Consider the following 14,505-nt stretch of genomic DNA (forward strand, 5'->3'; position numbering starts at 1 on the left):
GCCTCCGATTCGGATTTCCTTACTTTTAGGTAAGGAAGCGGAAACCGCAAGAATGCATGCATCAGCAGTCAGCAGGTCAGCCCCCTGCGACTGCCGGGCAACGGGCGCGTCAGCCGAATGCCGGATACCCGATCATTTCCAAAAAATTACCGCTCGAATCGTGCGGCTCACTTGGTCGCAGAAGAATCGCCGTTCGCCGGAGGCGGCGCCTTCAAACTGCTCGACTGCCTGACCAGTTGCTCGGTCATCGCAGCGGCAACCGGGTTCGCGCCCGACGACGAACCGCCCTGCCGAGTCGAACCGGAACTCGTCGACATCGACATCGACGACATCGGCGGCGGCGGCAACGACGGATCGAGCTTCGCCGATTCCCTGACGAGCTCGGCCGTCTCCGGCGTTTCGGATTTCGTTGCGGATTTCGGTGCGGCAGGCGCAGCGGCTGCGTGGCGTTCGAGGCTGTCGCGCTTGCGCGGTGCGCGCTGCGTGACCTGCGCCGGCGCGGCCGGCTGAGCCGGTTGCGCCTGTTGTGCGGCCGGCGGGGTCGAATCCTGCGCATCGACCGTCACGACGTTGACCTTGGGCGGCGGCGCGCTCGGTTTCGTCACCGGCTGCGCTTTCTCGCTGACAACCGGAACGGCGGGGACAGATGCAGGTGCGGCGCTGACGCGCGCGGGTGCTGCCGCCGGCGCAGTCACCGGTGCGGGTGTTGGCGGCAGGACAGCCGCCTGTTTCGGTGCCGTATCGGCATGGGCTGCCGTCGCGGCAGCGGGTGCCGGCGGCGCGATGGCGCCCTGCACCGCGTGATCGTTGTCCGCGGGCGCCGTGGCAACCGGCGCGGACGGATCGCCGATGCCGGCGTCTTCGATCGCACGGTGGTCCGCGCGCAGGAGCATCACGTATGCAGTGCCGGCTGCGGCTACCAGGAGCCCTCCGGCGATCATCAAGGTCTTGCGGGTACTCGTCATGCTTGCTCACCGATCATATCGACGTGAACAAGCCATCATACGCGGCCATCGGCCGTTGATCCCGCATGAATACATTTGGTTGCATTGATGCCGGCGGCGCGATCGTCAGACGTATCGCAGCCGCTGTTCCGGCACGGTCAATGCACGTCGATTACTCCGGAAACGGCAAATCGGCTTGCCCGTCCGCACGCATGCCGAACGTGTTGAGCGTCATCGCGACCAGCGCGTAGTAGCCGAGCAGCGCAACGAGATTCACGACGGTTTCGTGACCGAAGCGGGCCTGCGCACGCGCGAACGTCGCGTCGCTGACGCGCCGCGTGTCGTACAGCTCGCTCGCGAACGCATGGATCAACGCATCGTCGTCCGATTCGAATGCGGGTTCGACGCCGCGCCGGATCGCATCGGCCGTCGCGGCAGGTACGCCCGCGTCGAGCGCGATCGGATGATGGATGTGCCACTCGGCCTGCGAGCGCCAGCGCGCGGCCGTCACGAGAATCGCGAGTTCCGACAGCCGCAGCGGCAGGCCGGTGCGGTAACGGCAGAATGCACCAAGCTTCTGCGCGTGCTGGGCCAGCTCGGGGCTTGCGATCCAGCCGAGAAACGGCCCGTTCAGGTTGCCGCGCGGGCCGCTGAGTATGTCGGCCAGCACGGCCTTCTGTGCATCGGTGGCCGACGCGGGATCGAACGGCGGCAGTCTGTCTGTCATGGTGATGATCCGGTGAGGTTCAGTGCATCGATGCCGTCACGCGCCGGCCACGGCGAGCGCCGCGTCGATCGCGCCCGACAGCCGCTCGACGATCGTATCGATCTGCTGCGCGGTGCAGATGAACGGCGGCGCAATCAGGATGTGATCGCCGTGGACACCGTCGATCGTCCCGCCCATCGGATATACCATCAGGCCGCGCTGCATCGCTTCGCGCTTGACCGCCGCATGCAACTTCAGCGCGGGATCGAAGGTCGTCTTGCTGTCGCGATCGCGTACGAGCTCGACGCCGACGAACAGCCCGCGGCCGCGCACGTCGCCGACATGCGGATGCGTGCCGTAATGCTCGCGCAACGACGCGCGCAACTGCTCACCGCGCGCCTTCACGTTGTCGAGCAGCTTCTCTTCGGCGATCACGCGCTGCACCTCGAGCGCGGCCGCGCACGCGGTCGCATGGCCGAGGTACGTGTGGCCGTGCTGGAAGAAGCCCGACCCGTCGACGATCGTCCGGTAGATGCGGTCACTGACGAGCGTCGCGCCGATCGGCTGGTAGCCCGCGCCGAGCCCTTTCGCGATCGTCAGCAGGTCGGGCGCGACGCCGTCTTCATCGCATGCGTACAGGTAGCCCGTGCGCCCCATCCCCGACATGATCTCGTCGAGGATCAGCAGTACACCGTATTTGTCGCACACCGCGCGAATCTTCTTCAGGTATGTGCGCACCGGCGGCACCGCGCCGGCCGTTGCGCCCACCACCGTTTCCGCAACAAACGCCGCGACGTTTTCCGCGCCGAGTTCGACGATCTTCTGCTCCAACTCGTCCGCCAGGCGCCGCGCATACGCCTCGTCGGTTTCTCCCGCCTGCTGGTCGCGATACGCATAACACGGGCTCACGTGATGCGCTTCGATCAGCAACGGCAGGAACGGCTCGCGTCGCCACGCGTTGCCGCCGATCGCGAGCGCGCCGAGCGTATTGCCGTGATAGCTCTGGCGCCGCGCGATGAAATGGCGGCGCTGCGGCTCGCCCTTCTCGACGAAATACTGGCGTGCGAGCTTCAGCGCGGCCTCGATCGCCTCGGAGCCGCCCGACACGAAATACACGTGCTCGAGGCCGGCCGGCGCGCCGTCGACGAGCCGGTCGGCCAGTTCCTCGGCCACGTCGGTCGTGAAGAACGACGTATGTGCGTACGGCAGTTGCTGCGCCTGGCGCTTGATCGCATCGATCACGCGCTGGTTGCTGTGGCCGAGACACGAGACGGCCGCGCCGCCGCATGCGTCGATATAGCGTTTGCCGGTCGAGTCGATGATCTCGATGCCGTCGCCTGCGACGGCGACGGGCAAGGTGGCGCGCGGGGCGCGGTGGAAAACGGTCGTCATGCGCTGCCTCAAGGATCAGGACGCGCCGTGCGCGCGCCCGGACGGCACGATGCGCGTCGCGAAGTGCTGCGTGCCGTGCTGGTGAATGGTGAAATCGATCGCCGCCGCGCCGATCGCGAACACCGCGGTCGCGAGTGTGTTCTCGTCGTCGGGGTCGGCCGGGTCGTCGCGGTAGATCGGCAGCCCTTCCGGTGCGCGATCGCCGAGCACGCGCAGCAGCGCGGCTTCGTCGATAGCGTCGATGCAGGGCGTCAGCACATCGACGCGTCGCTGGCGGTCGGCCGACGATTGCGTGACGATCTGCGCTTCCGCTTCACAACCGGGATGCACGAGATGGTTCGCATGGCCCGCGAGCCGCGCGACATTGATCACCGAACAGCGCGCGGAGCTCGCTTCGATGCTCAGCAGCCGCGCATCGCCAGTTGCGCCGAGCGTGTGATGAAAGCCGCCCGCGCGTGGATGCAGGCGCAGCACGTCGGCCGCCGCGTCGAGCGACGTCGCGTCGAGCACGGCGCGCGCGAGGATCATCCGCGGCACGCCTGATGCCGGTGTGCGGATCCGCAGGTTGTTGATCGCCTGCGCGATGCCCGCGCGGTTCGCGGCAAACGTATGGCCCGGCAGCGAACCGGGGTAGTAGAAACTGATGAAGCCCGGCTTGCCTGCCGGCTGCACGTCGACGAGCAGACAGCGCTCGCGCAGGAACGGATCGCCGTCCTCGTTGTGCGCGATCCAGCGCGTACCGTCTGCGCCGCGCGCGGCGAGCGTCGTGCAGCCGTCCGGCGCGTTGTGGATCAGCTCGCCGCGGCAGTTCCACAGGAAGATGTCCTCGGCCGGCCAGCCGATGCCCGCCGCGATCCCGTCCAGTTCGGCGACGAGATCGGGATATGCGGCCAGCGCGGCCTGCCGCAGCGCGCCGACGAACGGATGGCCGCGCCAGCGGCGCACGGCCTGCCACGCGCTGCTCTGCTGCATGTACGCATCGAACACGGGACGGGCGAGTTCGCCGAGGCGCACGCCGATGTCGAACGGCGTGCCGGCGATGACGGGGGTAAGGGAAAGCGGCATGTCGGGCGAAAGGAGTCGGATTCCGTGGCGTGTAGCGTGCGCCCGGCTGGCGCGGCCCGTCAAATGAAGCCGGAACCTCCGTCGCCGGTCGCTCGCAACACGCGATGAAGAATTAGACAATCACACAACATATGTTGTCAATAGCCATGCACCGACAACATGGGATGCGGCCGCGCTCACCGGTCCGTTACGCCGCCACCCCGCTCGCCTGATGCGACACGAGCCGCGCATACGCGCCCTGCCGCGCCATCAGTTCCGCATGACGCCCCGCCTCGATGACGCGGCCCTGCTCGATCACGAGAATCGTGTCGGCATTGCGCACGGTCGACAGCCGGTGCGCAATGATGATCGACGTGCGTTGCGTCATCAGGTCCTCCAGCGCCGCGCGGATCTGCTGCTCGCTGATCGTGTCCAGATGGGACGTCGCCTCGTCGAGGATCAGCACCGGTGCATCCTTCAGGAACGCGCGCGCGATCGCGACACGCTGGCGCTGCCCGCCCGACAGCTGCACGCCGCGCTCGCCGACGCGTGTCGCGAGCCCGTCCGGCAGCCGCGCGACGAATTCGCCGAGCGCCGCATGATCGATCGCGCGCTGCACGTCCGCGTCTGACGCGTCGCTCGCGGCGAGCCGAATGTTCGCTTCGAGCGTGTCGTTGAACAGGTAGGTATCCTGCGCAACGAGCGCGATATGCTGCCGCAGGTCGTCGAGCCGCAGATCGCGCAGGTCGACGCCGCCGAGCGTCACGCGGCCCTGCTGCGGATCCCAGAAGCGCAGCAGCAGGCTCGCGACCGTCGACTTGCCGGCGCCCGACGCGCCGACCAGCGCGACCGTGCTGCCGGGCGGCACCTCGAAGCTTACGCGGTCGATCGCGGGCACGCTGCGGCCCGGATACGTGAAGCACGTTTCCTCGAAGCGCACCGCCGGGTCGCCGGACATCGGCTGCGTGCCATCCGTTACCGTCACGGGCTCCTTCTCGAGCGCGCGCAACCGTCGCGTCGACGCAATCGTGTCGGCGAGCTGGCGCGCGACCTGGCCGATCTCGGCAACCGGCATGAACGCGGCCACCGCGACCAGCACCAGCAGCGGCAACGACTCGCGCGGAAACCAGCCGCGCGCGCACAGCAGCGCACCGAGCGCCGCGACGGCCAGCCCGCCGAGCCCGCTCGCGATTTCCAGCGCGGCGCTTTGCGTCGACAGGTCGTCGAGCAGCTTCGCGCGCCGCTTGCGGTACGCATCGACCTCGGCCACGAACGCTTCGCGCCGGCGCGCGATCGCCTGGAACGCGGTCAACTCAGCGAGCCCCTGGATCGTTTCGGTCAGGTGCGCGCCGAGCCGGCCGAGCGCTTCGCGCGCGCCGGTGCCGAGCCGGTCGACGTCGCGGCGGGCCAGCACGGGTGCCAGCCCCGCCCACAGCAGGAACGGCAGCAGCACGAGCGCGAGCGGCCACGCGACCGACGCGAGCAGCACCAGCACGCCGGCCGGCACGAGCACCGCGACGAACGCGGGCGCCAGCGTATGCGCGTAGAAATACTCGACCGTCTCCACGTCCTGCGTCGCGAGCGCGACGAGATCGCCGGAGCGGCGGCGCAGCAGCCCGGCCGGTGCGAGGCGTTCGAGCGTCGCGAACAGCGCAATGCGCATTTCCGCGAGCAGCCGGTATGCCATGTCGTGCGCGAGCCACGATTCGAGCCAGTGCAGCACGGCCGCCACCGGCGCGATCACGAGCAGCGCCGCGACGAGGGCGGTGCTCGCGTGACCGGCCGACACGGCGCCGACCACCAGCGCGCCGATCACGCCGACGCCGATGAACGCGAGCACGCGGCCGATCCCGAACAGCACGGTCAGCGCGACCTTGCCCTTCCATGGACGCACGAAGCGCAGCAGCGTCCGCAACGTTTCCGGCCAGCCGATCGTCGCCGCGTCGTCGTTCAGCGGCCTGACCTGCGGGCCCGACGACGCACGCGCGGTGGCGCCGGCCGTCGTCGCCGCGCCGATCGATTCGGCGACCGCCTCCAGTTGCGGCCCCATCAGCCGGCGATACGGGCCGTCGCGCGCGATCAGCGCCGCGTGCGTCCCTTCGTCGACCACCTGCCCCTGGTCGAGCACCAGGATGCGGTCGGCGCCGATCACGCTGGACAGCCGGTGCGCGAGCACGAGTGTCGTCCGCCCGCGCGTGAGCCGGTCGAGCGCCTGCTGGATCAGCGCTTCGTTCTCCGCGTCGACCGACGACAGCGCCTCGTCGAGCAGCAGGATCGGCGCATCGCGCAGCAGTGCGCGGGCAATCGCGATGCGCTGGCGCTGGCCGCCCGACAGCATCAGCCCGCGTTCGCCGATGCGCGTCGCATAACCGTCGGGCAGCGCCGAGATGAAATCGTGCGCGTTGGCGGCGCGCGCGGCCGCGATCATGTCCGCGTCGCTCGCGTCGGGGCGGCCGAGCCGCAGGTTGTCGGCAACGCTGCCGTCGAACAGCGTCGCATCCTGCGCGACGACCGCGATCATCCCGCGCACCTGGTCGGCGTCGAGCGTGCGGACGTCATGGCCGCCAATGCGGATCGCGCCGCCCTGCGCATCGTGCTGGCGCAGCAGCAGGCGCACGATGGTCGACTTGCCCGCACCGCTCGGGCCGACGATCGCCACCGTCTCTCCTTCGCGAACCGAGAAGCTCAGCGCCGCATGCGCTTCCGCACGGCGCCCCGGATACGCGAAGCTGACGCGGTCGAACGCGATCTCCGGCCGCAAGCCCGTCACGCGCGGCGCGTCGGCGGCCGGCGCGTGGCTGCCCGCGTCGAGCAGCGCGTGGATCGCATTCGCCGCCGACTGGCCGATCATCCCCTGATGCAGCACCGCGCGCAGGTCGCGTAGCGGCCGGAAGATCTCGCTGCCGGCCATCAGCACGATCAGCAGCGCCTCGAGGCTCATGTCGCCGTGCCGCACGCGCCACGCGCCGACCGCGATAGCCGCGGCCGCGCCGAGGCCGCTGCCGAGATCGGTGAAGAGCCGCGTCAGCAGGCCGAGCGCGAGCACCCAGAACGTGCTGTCGGACAGCGCGCGCGCCTTCGCGGCCAGCTTCGCGCCGAACGCGGTGCTCTGCCCGAACGCCTTCAATGTCGGCAGGCCCTGCACCGCATCGAGAAACTCCTCGCCGAATGCCTTGAAGGCGGCCGAGCGTGCGAGCGCCGCGCGCCGGTCGGCGCGATGCACGAGCTGCGGCAGCGCGAGCGTGACGAGCGCCGCGACCAGCAGGATCGCGGCCGTCGGCGCGTCCCACCACGCGAGCACCGCGAAGATCATCACCGGCGCGCACGCGGCGATCACGAGCTGCGGCAGGTAGACGCCGAAGAAGGTCTGCAGCTGCTCGACGCCGTCGACGACGGCCAGCATCACGCCGCCCGTGCGTTCGCCGCTGAACCATGCGGGGCCGAGTGCGGCGATCCGGTCGAACAGCCGCGCGCGCAGCGTGGCCTGCACGCGGCCCGCCGTATGCTGCGCGAGCACCGTGCGGCGATGGTCGAGCCATGCGCGCAGCAGCACGCAGGCCGCCGTTGCAACGACGGCTTCTACGATGCTGCGCACCGGCGCGCCGGAAAAGACCAGCGCTAGCACGCGGCCGAGAAACACGAAACGGAGGATGCCGACACCCATCGCGAGCAGCCCGAGCGCGACGGCCGCGGCCACCCGCCCGCGCAATCCCGCCATCATTGCCCATAGTCGTCGGTCGAAATACATGAAGCCCTCCAGTCGATGTTTCGGTGCGGTTTTTCTTGACCGGATCGAGGCTACCCGCGCGGCCTGCGCGCGGCAAAAGATGATTTTTCAACGGGTGTTGAGTCAACTACAATACCCCGCATGTCGCACCTTCCTCCCCTCAGCGCACTGCGTGCTTTCGAGGCAGCTATCCGCCTCGGCGGGTTCGCGCGCGCGGCGGCCGAGCTGAGCGTATCGACCAGCGCGGTCAGCCACCAGATCCGCGCGCTCGAGGAGTCGCTCGGTGCGCGGCTGCTCGAACGCAGCACGGGGCTCGGCGGCATCGGCCTCACGCCGGCCGGCGCACGCCTGCTGCCGGCCGTCAGCGATGCGCTGTCGCGCCTGACCGACGCCTGCGCCGAGATTCGCGGCACCGCGCAACGGCTCACCGTTTCCGCCAATGCGCCGTTTTCGTCGATGTGGCTCGCACGCCGTCTCGCGGAATTCTCGTCGCTTCATCCCGAAACGCCGCTGCATGCCGTCGTGCTCGAAGATGAACCGGATTTCGCGCGCAGCGGCATCGATCTGGCGATCGTGCACGTGCCCGCGAACCGGCTGCGGGCCGACGACGACGTGCTGATGCGGGAGACCGTGTTTCCGGTATGCAGCCCCGAGCTCTACCCGCACGCATCGGGGTATGTGTGCCGCTCGCGGCTGCTGCAGGAGATGCACGAAAACAGCCCCGAGATCGACTGGCGCAACTGGGCATCGGAGTTCGGCCTGCCGGACGATTTCGAAACGAAGATCGTCCGTTACAGCAGTTTCAGCCAGGTGATCGGCGCGGCACTCGGCGGCGCGGGCATCGCGCTCGGCCGCGTGCCGCTCATCGAGCCCGAACTGCGCAGCGGGCGTCTGGTGCCGCTGGTGCCGGGCCTCCAGTGCGATGCGTCATGGCGCTTCGTGCTGCGCCGCCATCCGTCGACGCGGCACCGCCTGCTCGATCCGCTGATCGCGTTCCTGCGCCGCGAAGCGGACGCGCCGCCGTTCGTCGCCAAGATCGTTGCGCCCGCATCCAACGACAGTCACGCGCGCGGCGCGGGCGGCGCATAGCAGTGCAGGCACGCGAAGCCGGCACCGCCTGCTCACCGGCCGGTCACGGCGTGGCGAAGAACAGCGCGACGACGCACGCCATCCCCGCGAACCACACGAGCGAACGCAGCGACGCCCAGTTCAGCAGGTACATCAGCGTATAGACGACGCGGATCGCAACGAAACCCATCGCGAGCTGGTCGACGTGATGCGCGTTCGCGCCGTTGTGCCACGCGACCACCAGCGCCGCCGTGAACAGCGCAAGCGCTTCCCACGCGTTCTGGTGCGCGGCCTGCGCCCGTGCGCGCCAGCCTTCGAGTTTCGCCAGGTAGTCGCGCGGCGCACGGTTGTCGTAGCCCTTGCGCGCCTTGGCCAGGAACGTCAGCGGGAACGGCAACAGCGCCACGATGAACAGGCACAGCTGGGACGTCGTCATCAAAGTCTCCTCCTTTATGGTTACATTGTCCAATGACAAGATCGCCGAGAGCTTAGCATCGCGCCGTGCTGTTCGCGCACCGGTTTTCTAGACGGGAGACTCGGCTGCACGGGCCGCCAACGGCCGCGGTCAGCGTAGTCCGCCACCCGAATTTCCACCAAATCGTCCACAAATACGTTAATTAAAACTGGTCGAACACCAATAAGATAGCGCTCAACACTAGCTTGACGCGTAACCGCGCCAGCCTGCCGATCCGGACGCGCCGCCGCGCGCCGAACGACATCCGACCCGAGCCATCGCCATGCCCCGTCCCATCGTCGCCCATATCCGCCCCGACGCCGTCCGCCACAACCTCGACTTCATCCGCCGCACCGCCGCGCAATCGCGCGTGTGGGCCGTGATCAAGGCCAACGCATACGGCCACGGCATCGAACGGATCTACCCGGGCCTCGCGGCCGCCGACGGCATCGGTCTGCTCGATCTCGACGAAGCCGTGCGCGTGCGCGAACTCGGCTGGGACAAGCCCGTGCTGCTGCTCGAAGGGATCTTCGAGCCGACCGACGTCGAGCTGGCCGATCGCCACCGGCTGACGGTGACCGTGCACTGCGACGAGCAGCTCGACCTGCTGATCGCCGCGAAGCCGCAGCAGCCGATCGACATCCAGCTCAAGATGAATTCCGGGATGAACCGGCTCGGCTACCGGCCCGCCGCGTTCCGCGCCGCGTGGGAACGCGCGGCGAGCGCACCGTCGATCGGCAGGATCACGCTGATGATGCATTTCGCGAACGCCGACGAAGGCGAGGTCGACTGGCAGCTCGATCAATTCGACGCGACCACGGCCGGGATTCCAGGCGAGCGCTCGGTGTCGAATTCGGCGGCCGTGCTGTGGCATCCGCGCGCGCACCGCGACTGGGTGCGGCCCGGCACGATCCTGTACGGCGCGTCGCCGACGGGCACGGCGCGGCATATCGCCGACACGCCGCTAATGGCCGCGATGACGCTGACGAGCAGGATCATCGGCGTGCAGACGCTGTCGCCGGACGAAACCGTCGGCTACGGCCGCCGCTTCACGGCCGACCGGCCGATGCGGATCGGCGTCGTCGCGTGCGGCTACGCGGACGGCTATCCGCGCCATGCGCCGACCGGCACGCCGATCGCGGTGGACGGCGTGATGACGCGCGTCGTCGGCCGCGTGTCGATGGACATGCTGACCGTCGACCTGGCGCCGTGCCCGAACGCGGGCATCGGGTCGAGTGTCGAGCTGTGGGGCGACCAGGTGAAGGTGGACGACGTCGCGGAAGCCAGCGGCACGATCGGCTACGAGCTGATGTGCGCGCTGGCGCGCCGTGTGCCGGTCGTGATCGTGCCGCCCGGCGCGTCGACCGCGCAGCCGGCGCTGCGGACCGGAAGCTACGGGCGCTGACCGGGAGCGATGCTGCGGCGCGCTACCGCGTCGCAGCGTATGCCAGGTCACTTGCGGGCCGCCTCGGGCGGTTCGTTTGCGTTCCGGCGGACGGGAAACCCGAGCCGGAGAATACGCGTTTGTTACAGCACTTCCGCTCCGCTCGACCTGCCTGTCCGGCGGCGTACTACGAACGCCACGTTGGCTTCCGCTTCTCGAGGAACGCGTCGATCCCTTCGCCCGCATCCTCTTCCATCATGTTGCGTGCCATCACGTCGCCCGCATACGCATATGCTTCGTCGAGCGGCAATTCGCGCTGGCGATAGAACATCTGCTTGCCGTAGCGCACCGCGGCCGGGCTCTTCGCGACGATCTCCGCGACCTTGCGCGCAACGGCCGCGTCGAGCGCGTCCTCGGGCACGGCCTCGTTGACAAGCCCCCACGCGGCGGCCGTCGCCGCATCGACGAAGCGCCCGGTCACGAGCATGTCGAACGCTCGCTTCGCCGTGACGTTGCGGCTCAGCGCGACGGCCGGCGTCGAACAGAACAGCCCGACGTTGATGCCCGATACCGCGAAACGCGCGGTATCCGCCGCGATGGCGAGGTCGCACGCGGCCACGAGCTGGCAGCCGGCAGCCGTCGCGATGCCGTGCACGCGCGCGATCACCGGCACCGGCAACGCGCGCATCGCGAGCATCACGCGGCTGCACTGCGCGAACAGCGAGCGGTAGTAGTCGAGTTCCGGCTTGCCGCGCATCTGCCGCAGGTCGTGGCCGGCGCAGAACGCCTTGCCTTGCGCGGCCAGCACGACGCAGCGCACGTGCGGATCGGCTGCCAGCGCACCGAACGCGTCGTGCAGGCTCGCGAGCATCGCTTCGGACAACGCGTTGAACTGCTGCGGCCGGTTCAGCCGCAGCGTGACGACGCCGCCGCGCACCTCGCGCAACAGGATCGGCTCGGCAATCTCTTGATCGGGTTCCATGATGTTCCGCTCGACGGGGTTCGGCAGGATTCGGTGCGGCACGAACGGGCGGCGATGGCGCACGCGCGTTCGCGGCATGTCGGTGAAATGGTCCTCCACATTCCGCGCGGCGTCCAGTCCAGTCGCGTGGCACCGGCGCTCAAGCGCGCGTGCGCCCGCTGTGCCATGCACGCACGCCCGACCAAAGGTGCCCGATACCGGCCAGGAAAAAAACGGCACCCATGACACCAAAGGTCAGCACGTCGCCCCAGATCGCGCCGAACGTATTCATTCGCGCGGTCATCGCGGGCGCCTCCGGCGCGTAGCGCACCTCGACCGTCGCGCCGTCCTTCACGCTGACGTCGCCGCCCTGCGGGTATTCGACATGCTCGCCCGCAAGCGTCGTGAACGCGATCTCCGGATGATGCGGGCCCGCGTTCAGCCTCACGACGTGGCCCGGCACGACGACCGACGTCCGCAGGAACTCGCGCGTCGATTGCGCATACATGACGACGCCGATCAGCATGCACGTGCCCACCACGGCAAAGAAGACGCCCTTCACGATCAGCATCTCCATGTGCTGCGCGGCCGCACGCGCCGATTCGGGCACCATCTCGCCAGCCCTACGGGCGTGACTGATGGAACGACACGTCGATCTTCGACGGTGTCTTGCAGCGGTACATCGCGCCGTGCCCCGCTTCGTCGGTCACACCTTCGTACGGGCCGTTGCAGCCCGTGACCTTGTAAGCCGCGAACGGGATGCGCCGGCCGTCCGTCGGCCGGACCAGCACCGGAATACGTGCGGTCGGGCCGACGCCGATCATGCTGACGAGCACCATGCGCGAAGCATCGATCGGCGCGGCGGAGCGCACATACGCCGTGCGCCCCTTCTCGTCGGTCGTGCCTTCGACTTCGAGTTCCTTGGTGTTCTGGGCCGCGCTCGTGTAAAGCGCAAATGCATAGCGCGTATTCGGCAGCGCCCGTTTCGTCGCGGGATCGTGCAGCACGAAATAGCAACCGTTGGCTCCCCCTCCGGCCGACACCTGCCCGTCGGCTTGCGTACGATTGCAGGTGTACGACGAACCGCTGTCGGCGGCGGCCTGCTGCCCGGTGCTTGCACATCCGCCCATCAGCGCGGCCACCAGCGCCACGCATGCGCCGCGCGCGGGCGCTGCCCGATCGATTTCGATTTTCATTGGAATCCCGTTCCCGATTGTTACGGATGCCGGGCATGATGCGCATGACGCGCAGGCACGCCGCCCTCGGCATCCGGCAGGATACGGATATCGCCGTGCGCTGTAAATTGCGCGCGCTATTCGCCACCATCAAGCGCTGCCCGCCGCGCGCGATCGTCTGCCGCAGCCTGATGTGCGCGACGGCGCAGCAGCCGTGCAACCCGGGCCGCAGCGTTGAACGCGGTACCGGTATCGGGCCCGCTCCAGCCCGATGCGCGTCAGCCCGCGAGCTTCTTCAGCGCGTCGAGCACCGCATCGCCCTTGAACGGCTTCACGATCCAGCCCTTCACGCCGGCCGCCTTGCCGCGCTCCTTCATCGCCGGGCTGCTTTCTGTCGTCAGCATCACGACGTTGACCGCCGTGTTCGCCAGTTCACCGCGGATTTTCTCGACCATCGTCAGGCCGTCCATGTTCGGCATGTTCACGTCGCTGATCACGAGGCGCACGCCGGGCGTCGCCTTGAGCTTCGCGAGCCCGTCCTTGCCGTCGACGGCCGTCGCGACGTCGAGCCCGTGATTGCGCAGGAAGCCCGCGACCTCGTCGCGCACCGTGCCCGAATCGTCGACCACCAGAATCTTTGCCATGTCGTATTCCCCTTCCTTTCTTTCGGACTTCAAAATTCAAAACAGTTCGAGTTCGCCCGACTCGACCATCTGCCCCACGTCCGGCACCGATTCGCGGAAATCCTCCGGCGACCAGCTCAGACTGAACACGAAACGCTGGTCGAGACAGACGGCGCGCCCCGATGCCGGGTCGGTCATCCGGTACTTGAAGCAGAGCTGCGGACAGTCGCCGCCGAACGAGATGAACTTCTGCTTGTGATTGACGACGAGCGGCACCTGCACCGGATGGCGCGCGAGCGCCTCGGCATCGCCGAGATAGCGGTTCTTGAACGCGCCCCACACGAGGTTGGTCAGCTCGCCGAGCACGCTGTTCACGTCGCGGAAATCCGGAGCGCGGCCGTCCTCGCGCGTGCCGCCGATCATGTCGAGCAGCGGCTGCTCGCTCGTCTGCAGCAGCATGTAGCCGCGGCACCATGCGCTTTCGAGCGCGATCAGGCTGAACACTTCGCCGAAGATGATCTGGTCGCGGACGATGCACGGCGTTTCGTGCTCGATCGTCATGCCCGGAAACAGGCTGTCGATGCGCGCCTCGGTGATCTCCGAGATGCCGCGCACGAGCGCGTTCGGGTAGTCGCGGCCGAACAGGTATTCGTCGATCGCGCGCTCGAGCGGCGTCATGTCGTCGGCGGCATAGGCCGCGCATGCCACCCGCGCGAGCGCGTCGGGCAGCCCGTCGCGCGATGCAAGCGATTCGCGGCGCAGGATGATCGGCAGCTCGGGCCGCAGCGCATCGATCTGCGTCGCGATGATCGCGCTCTCGACCGGCGAGCCGCCGTAATCTTCGGCGAGCAGGATCGCGCCGAGATCGATGTTCGAGCGCAGCACCTTCAGCAGCCGGCTGCGCCGCACGGTCAGGCCGACCAGGTTGTGCTCGTCGCAGAAACGCTTGATCGCATCGGCATGCGTGCGGCTGTCGTCGAGCACGAGCACCTTGCTGACGGGTTGGTCTTCGGTCATCTCAAGGGTT

At 68.5% G+C, this 14,505-nt stretch carries 13 protein-coding genes; 2 read left to right on the forward strand and 11 right to left on the reverse strand.

Annotation, left to right across the window (positions count from 1 at the left end):
• Positions 1 to 167: 167 nt before the first annotated feature.
• The 5 genes from DM992_RS19880 to DM992_RS19900 form a co-directional block, all read right to left on the reverse strand.
• Positions 168 to 965 carry an extensin gene (locus DM992_RS19880; protein WP_111018304.1) on the reverse strand — a complete coding sequence of 266 codons (798 nt, stop codon included), beginning with the start codon at positions 963 to 965 and terminating at the stop codon, positions 168 to 170.
• A 151-nt stretch (positions 966 to 1,116) separates the two neighbouring features.
• Positions 1,117 to 1,671, reverse strand: coding sequence for a carboxymuconolactone decarboxylase family protein (locus DM992_RS19885; RefSeq protein WP_111018305.1), 555 nt, complete (start codon positions 1,669 to 1,671; stop codon positions 1,117 to 1,119).
• A gap of 36 nt (positions 1,672 to 1,707) precedes the next feature.
• Positions 1,708 to 3,042, reverse strand: a complete 1,335-nt coding sequence (locus DM992_RS19890) for an aspartate aminotransferase family protein (protein WP_111018306.1) — start codon at positions 3,040 to 3,042, stop codon at positions 1,708 to 1,710.
• 15 nt (positions 3,043 to 3,057) lie between these two features.
• Entirely contained in the window at positions 3,058 to 4,107 is a 1,050-nt protein-coding gene (locus DM992_RS19895; RefSeq protein WP_111018307.1) for a C45 family peptidase, read from the reverse strand.
• A 187-nt stretch (positions 4,108 to 4,294) separates the two neighbouring features.
• A complete protein-coding gene (locus DM992_RS19900; protein WP_111018308.1) occupies positions 4,295 to 7,834 on the reverse strand; it encodes an ABC transporter ATP-binding protein in 3,540 nt (1,179 codons plus the stop codon).
• Positions 7,835 to 7,954: 120 nt separating this feature from the next.
• Here DM992_RS19900 and DM992_RS19905 point away from each other — a divergent pair, with 120 nt between their 5' ends.
• Positions 7,955 to 8,902 (forward strand): LysR family transcriptional regulator, encoded by a 948-nt coding sequence (locus tag DM992_RS19905; protein ID WP_111018309.1) that lies wholly within the window; start codon positions 7,955 to 7,957, stop codon positions 8,900 to 8,902.
• Positions 8,903 to 8,945: 43 nt separating this feature from the next.
• Here DM992_RS19905 and DM992_RS19910 read toward each other — a convergent pair whose 3' ends face one another.
• Positions 8,946 to 9,317 carry an MAPEG family protein gene (locus DM992_RS19910; RefSeq protein ID WP_111018310.1) on the reverse strand — a complete coding sequence of 124 codons (372 nt, stop codon included), beginning with the start codon at positions 9,315 to 9,317 and terminating at the stop codon, positions 8,946 to 8,948.
• A gap of 301 nt (positions 9,318 to 9,618) precedes the next feature.
• Here DM992_RS19910 and alr point away from each other — a divergent pair, with 301 nt between their 5' ends.
• Positions 9,619 to 10,740 (forward strand): alanine racemase, encoded by a 1,122-nt coding sequence (alr, locus tag DM992_RS19915; RefSeq protein WP_111018311.1) that lies wholly within the window; start codon positions 9,619 to 9,621, stop codon positions 10,738 to 10,740.
• A 166-nt stretch (positions 10,741 to 10,906) separates the two neighbouring features.
• Here the strand turns inward: alr and DM992_RS19920 are convergent, their stop codons facing one another.
• The 5 genes from DM992_RS19920 to DM992_RS19940 all read right to left on the reverse strand — a co-directional run bounded on the left by DM992_RS19920 (position 10,907) and on the right by DM992_RS19940 (position 14,495).
• A complete protein-coding gene (locus DM992_RS19920) occupies positions 10,907 to 11,701 on the reverse strand; it encodes an enoyl-CoA hydratase (RefSeq protein WP_111020306.1) in 795 nt (264 codons plus the stop codon).
• A 139-nt stretch (positions 11,702 to 11,840) separates the two neighbouring features.
• Positions 11,841 to 12,293, reverse strand: coding sequence for a DUF3592 domain-containing protein (locus DM992_RS19925; RefSeq protein WP_034179837.1), 453 nt, complete (start codon positions 12,291 to 12,293; stop codon positions 11,841 to 11,843).
• Positions 12,294 to 12,303: 10 nt separating this feature from the next.
• The gene (locus DM992_RS19930; RefSeq protein WP_111018312.1) at positions 12,304 to 12,876 is read right to left on the reverse strand and encodes a hypothetical protein; all 573 of its coding nucleotides are present in this window, start codon (positions 12,874 to 12,876) and stop codon (positions 12,304 to 12,306) included.
• Between the two features lie 257 nt (positions 12,877 to 13,133).
• On the reverse strand, positions 13,134 to 13,499 hold the full coding sequence (locus DM992_RS19935) for a response regulator (protein ID WP_006486240.1): 366 nt from the start codon (positions 13,497 to 13,499) through the stop codon (positions 13,134 to 13,136).
• 36 nt (positions 13,500 to 13,535) lie between these two features.
• Positions 13,536 to 14,495 (reverse strand): chemotaxis protein CheX, encoded by a 960-nt coding sequence (locus DM992_RS19940; RefSeq protein ID WP_111018313.1) that lies wholly within the window; start codon positions 14,493 to 14,495, stop codon positions 13,536 to 13,538.
• Positions 14,496 to 14,505 lie beyond the last annotated feature (10 nt).

It is taken from the genome of Burkholderia sp. JP2-270 (assembly GCF_003233675.1).
Lineage (GTDB): Bacteria > Pseudomonadota > Gammaproteobacteria > Burkholderiales > Burkholderiaceae > Burkholderia > Burkholderia pyrrocinia_C.

Coding starts and splice junctions, on each gene's coding strand:
- DM992_RS19880 (WP_111018304.1), bottom strand. CDS start 965: ATGACGAGTACCCGCAAGACCTTGATGATCGCCGGAGGGCTCCTGGTA.
- DM992_RS19885 (WP_111018305.1), bottom strand. CDS start 1,671: ATGACAGACAGACTGCCGCCGTTCGATCCCGCGTCGGCCACCGATGCA.
- DM992_RS19890 (WP_111018306.1), bottom strand. CDS start 3,042: ATGACGACCGTTTTCCACCGCGCCCCGCGCGCCACCTTGCCCGTCGCC.
- DM992_RS19895 (WP_111018307.1), bottom strand. CDS start 4,107: ATGCCGCTTTCCCTTACCCCCGTCATCGCCGGCACGCCGTTCGACATC.
- DM992_RS19900 (WP_111018308.1), bottom strand. CDS start 7,834: ATGTATTTCGACCGACGACTATGGGCAATGATGGCGGGATTGCGCGGG.
- DM992_RS19905 (WP_111018309.1), top strand. CDS start 7,955: ATGTCGCACCTTCCTCCCCTCAGCGCACTGCGTGCTTTCGAGGCAGCT.
- DM992_RS19910 (WP_111018310.1), bottom strand. CDS start 9,317: ATGACGACGTCCCAGCTGTGCCTGTTCATCGTGGCGCTGTTGCCGTTC.
- alr (WP_111018311.1), top strand. CDS start 9,619: ATGCCCCGTCCCATCGTCGCCCATATCCGCCCCGACGCCGTCCGCCAC.
- DM992_RS19920 (WP_111020306.1), bottom strand. CDS start 11,701: ATGGAACCCGATCAAGAGATTGCCGAGCCGATCCTGTTGCGCGAGGTG.
- DM992_RS19925 (WP_034179837.1), bottom strand. CDS start 12,293: ATGGTGCCCGAATCGGCGCGTGCGGCCGCGCAGCACATGGAGATGCTG.
- DM992_RS19930 (WP_111018312.1), bottom strand. CDS start 12,876: ATGAAAATCGAAATCGATCGGGCAGCGCCCGCGCGCGGCGCATGCGTG.
- DM992_RS19935 (WP_006486240.1), bottom strand. CDS start 13,499: ATGGCAAAGATTCTGGTGGTCGACGATTCGGGCACGGTGCGCGACGAG.
- DM992_RS19940 (WP_111018313.1), bottom strand. CDS start 14,495: ATGACCGAAGACCAACCCGTCAGCAAGGTGCTCGTGCTCGACGACAGC.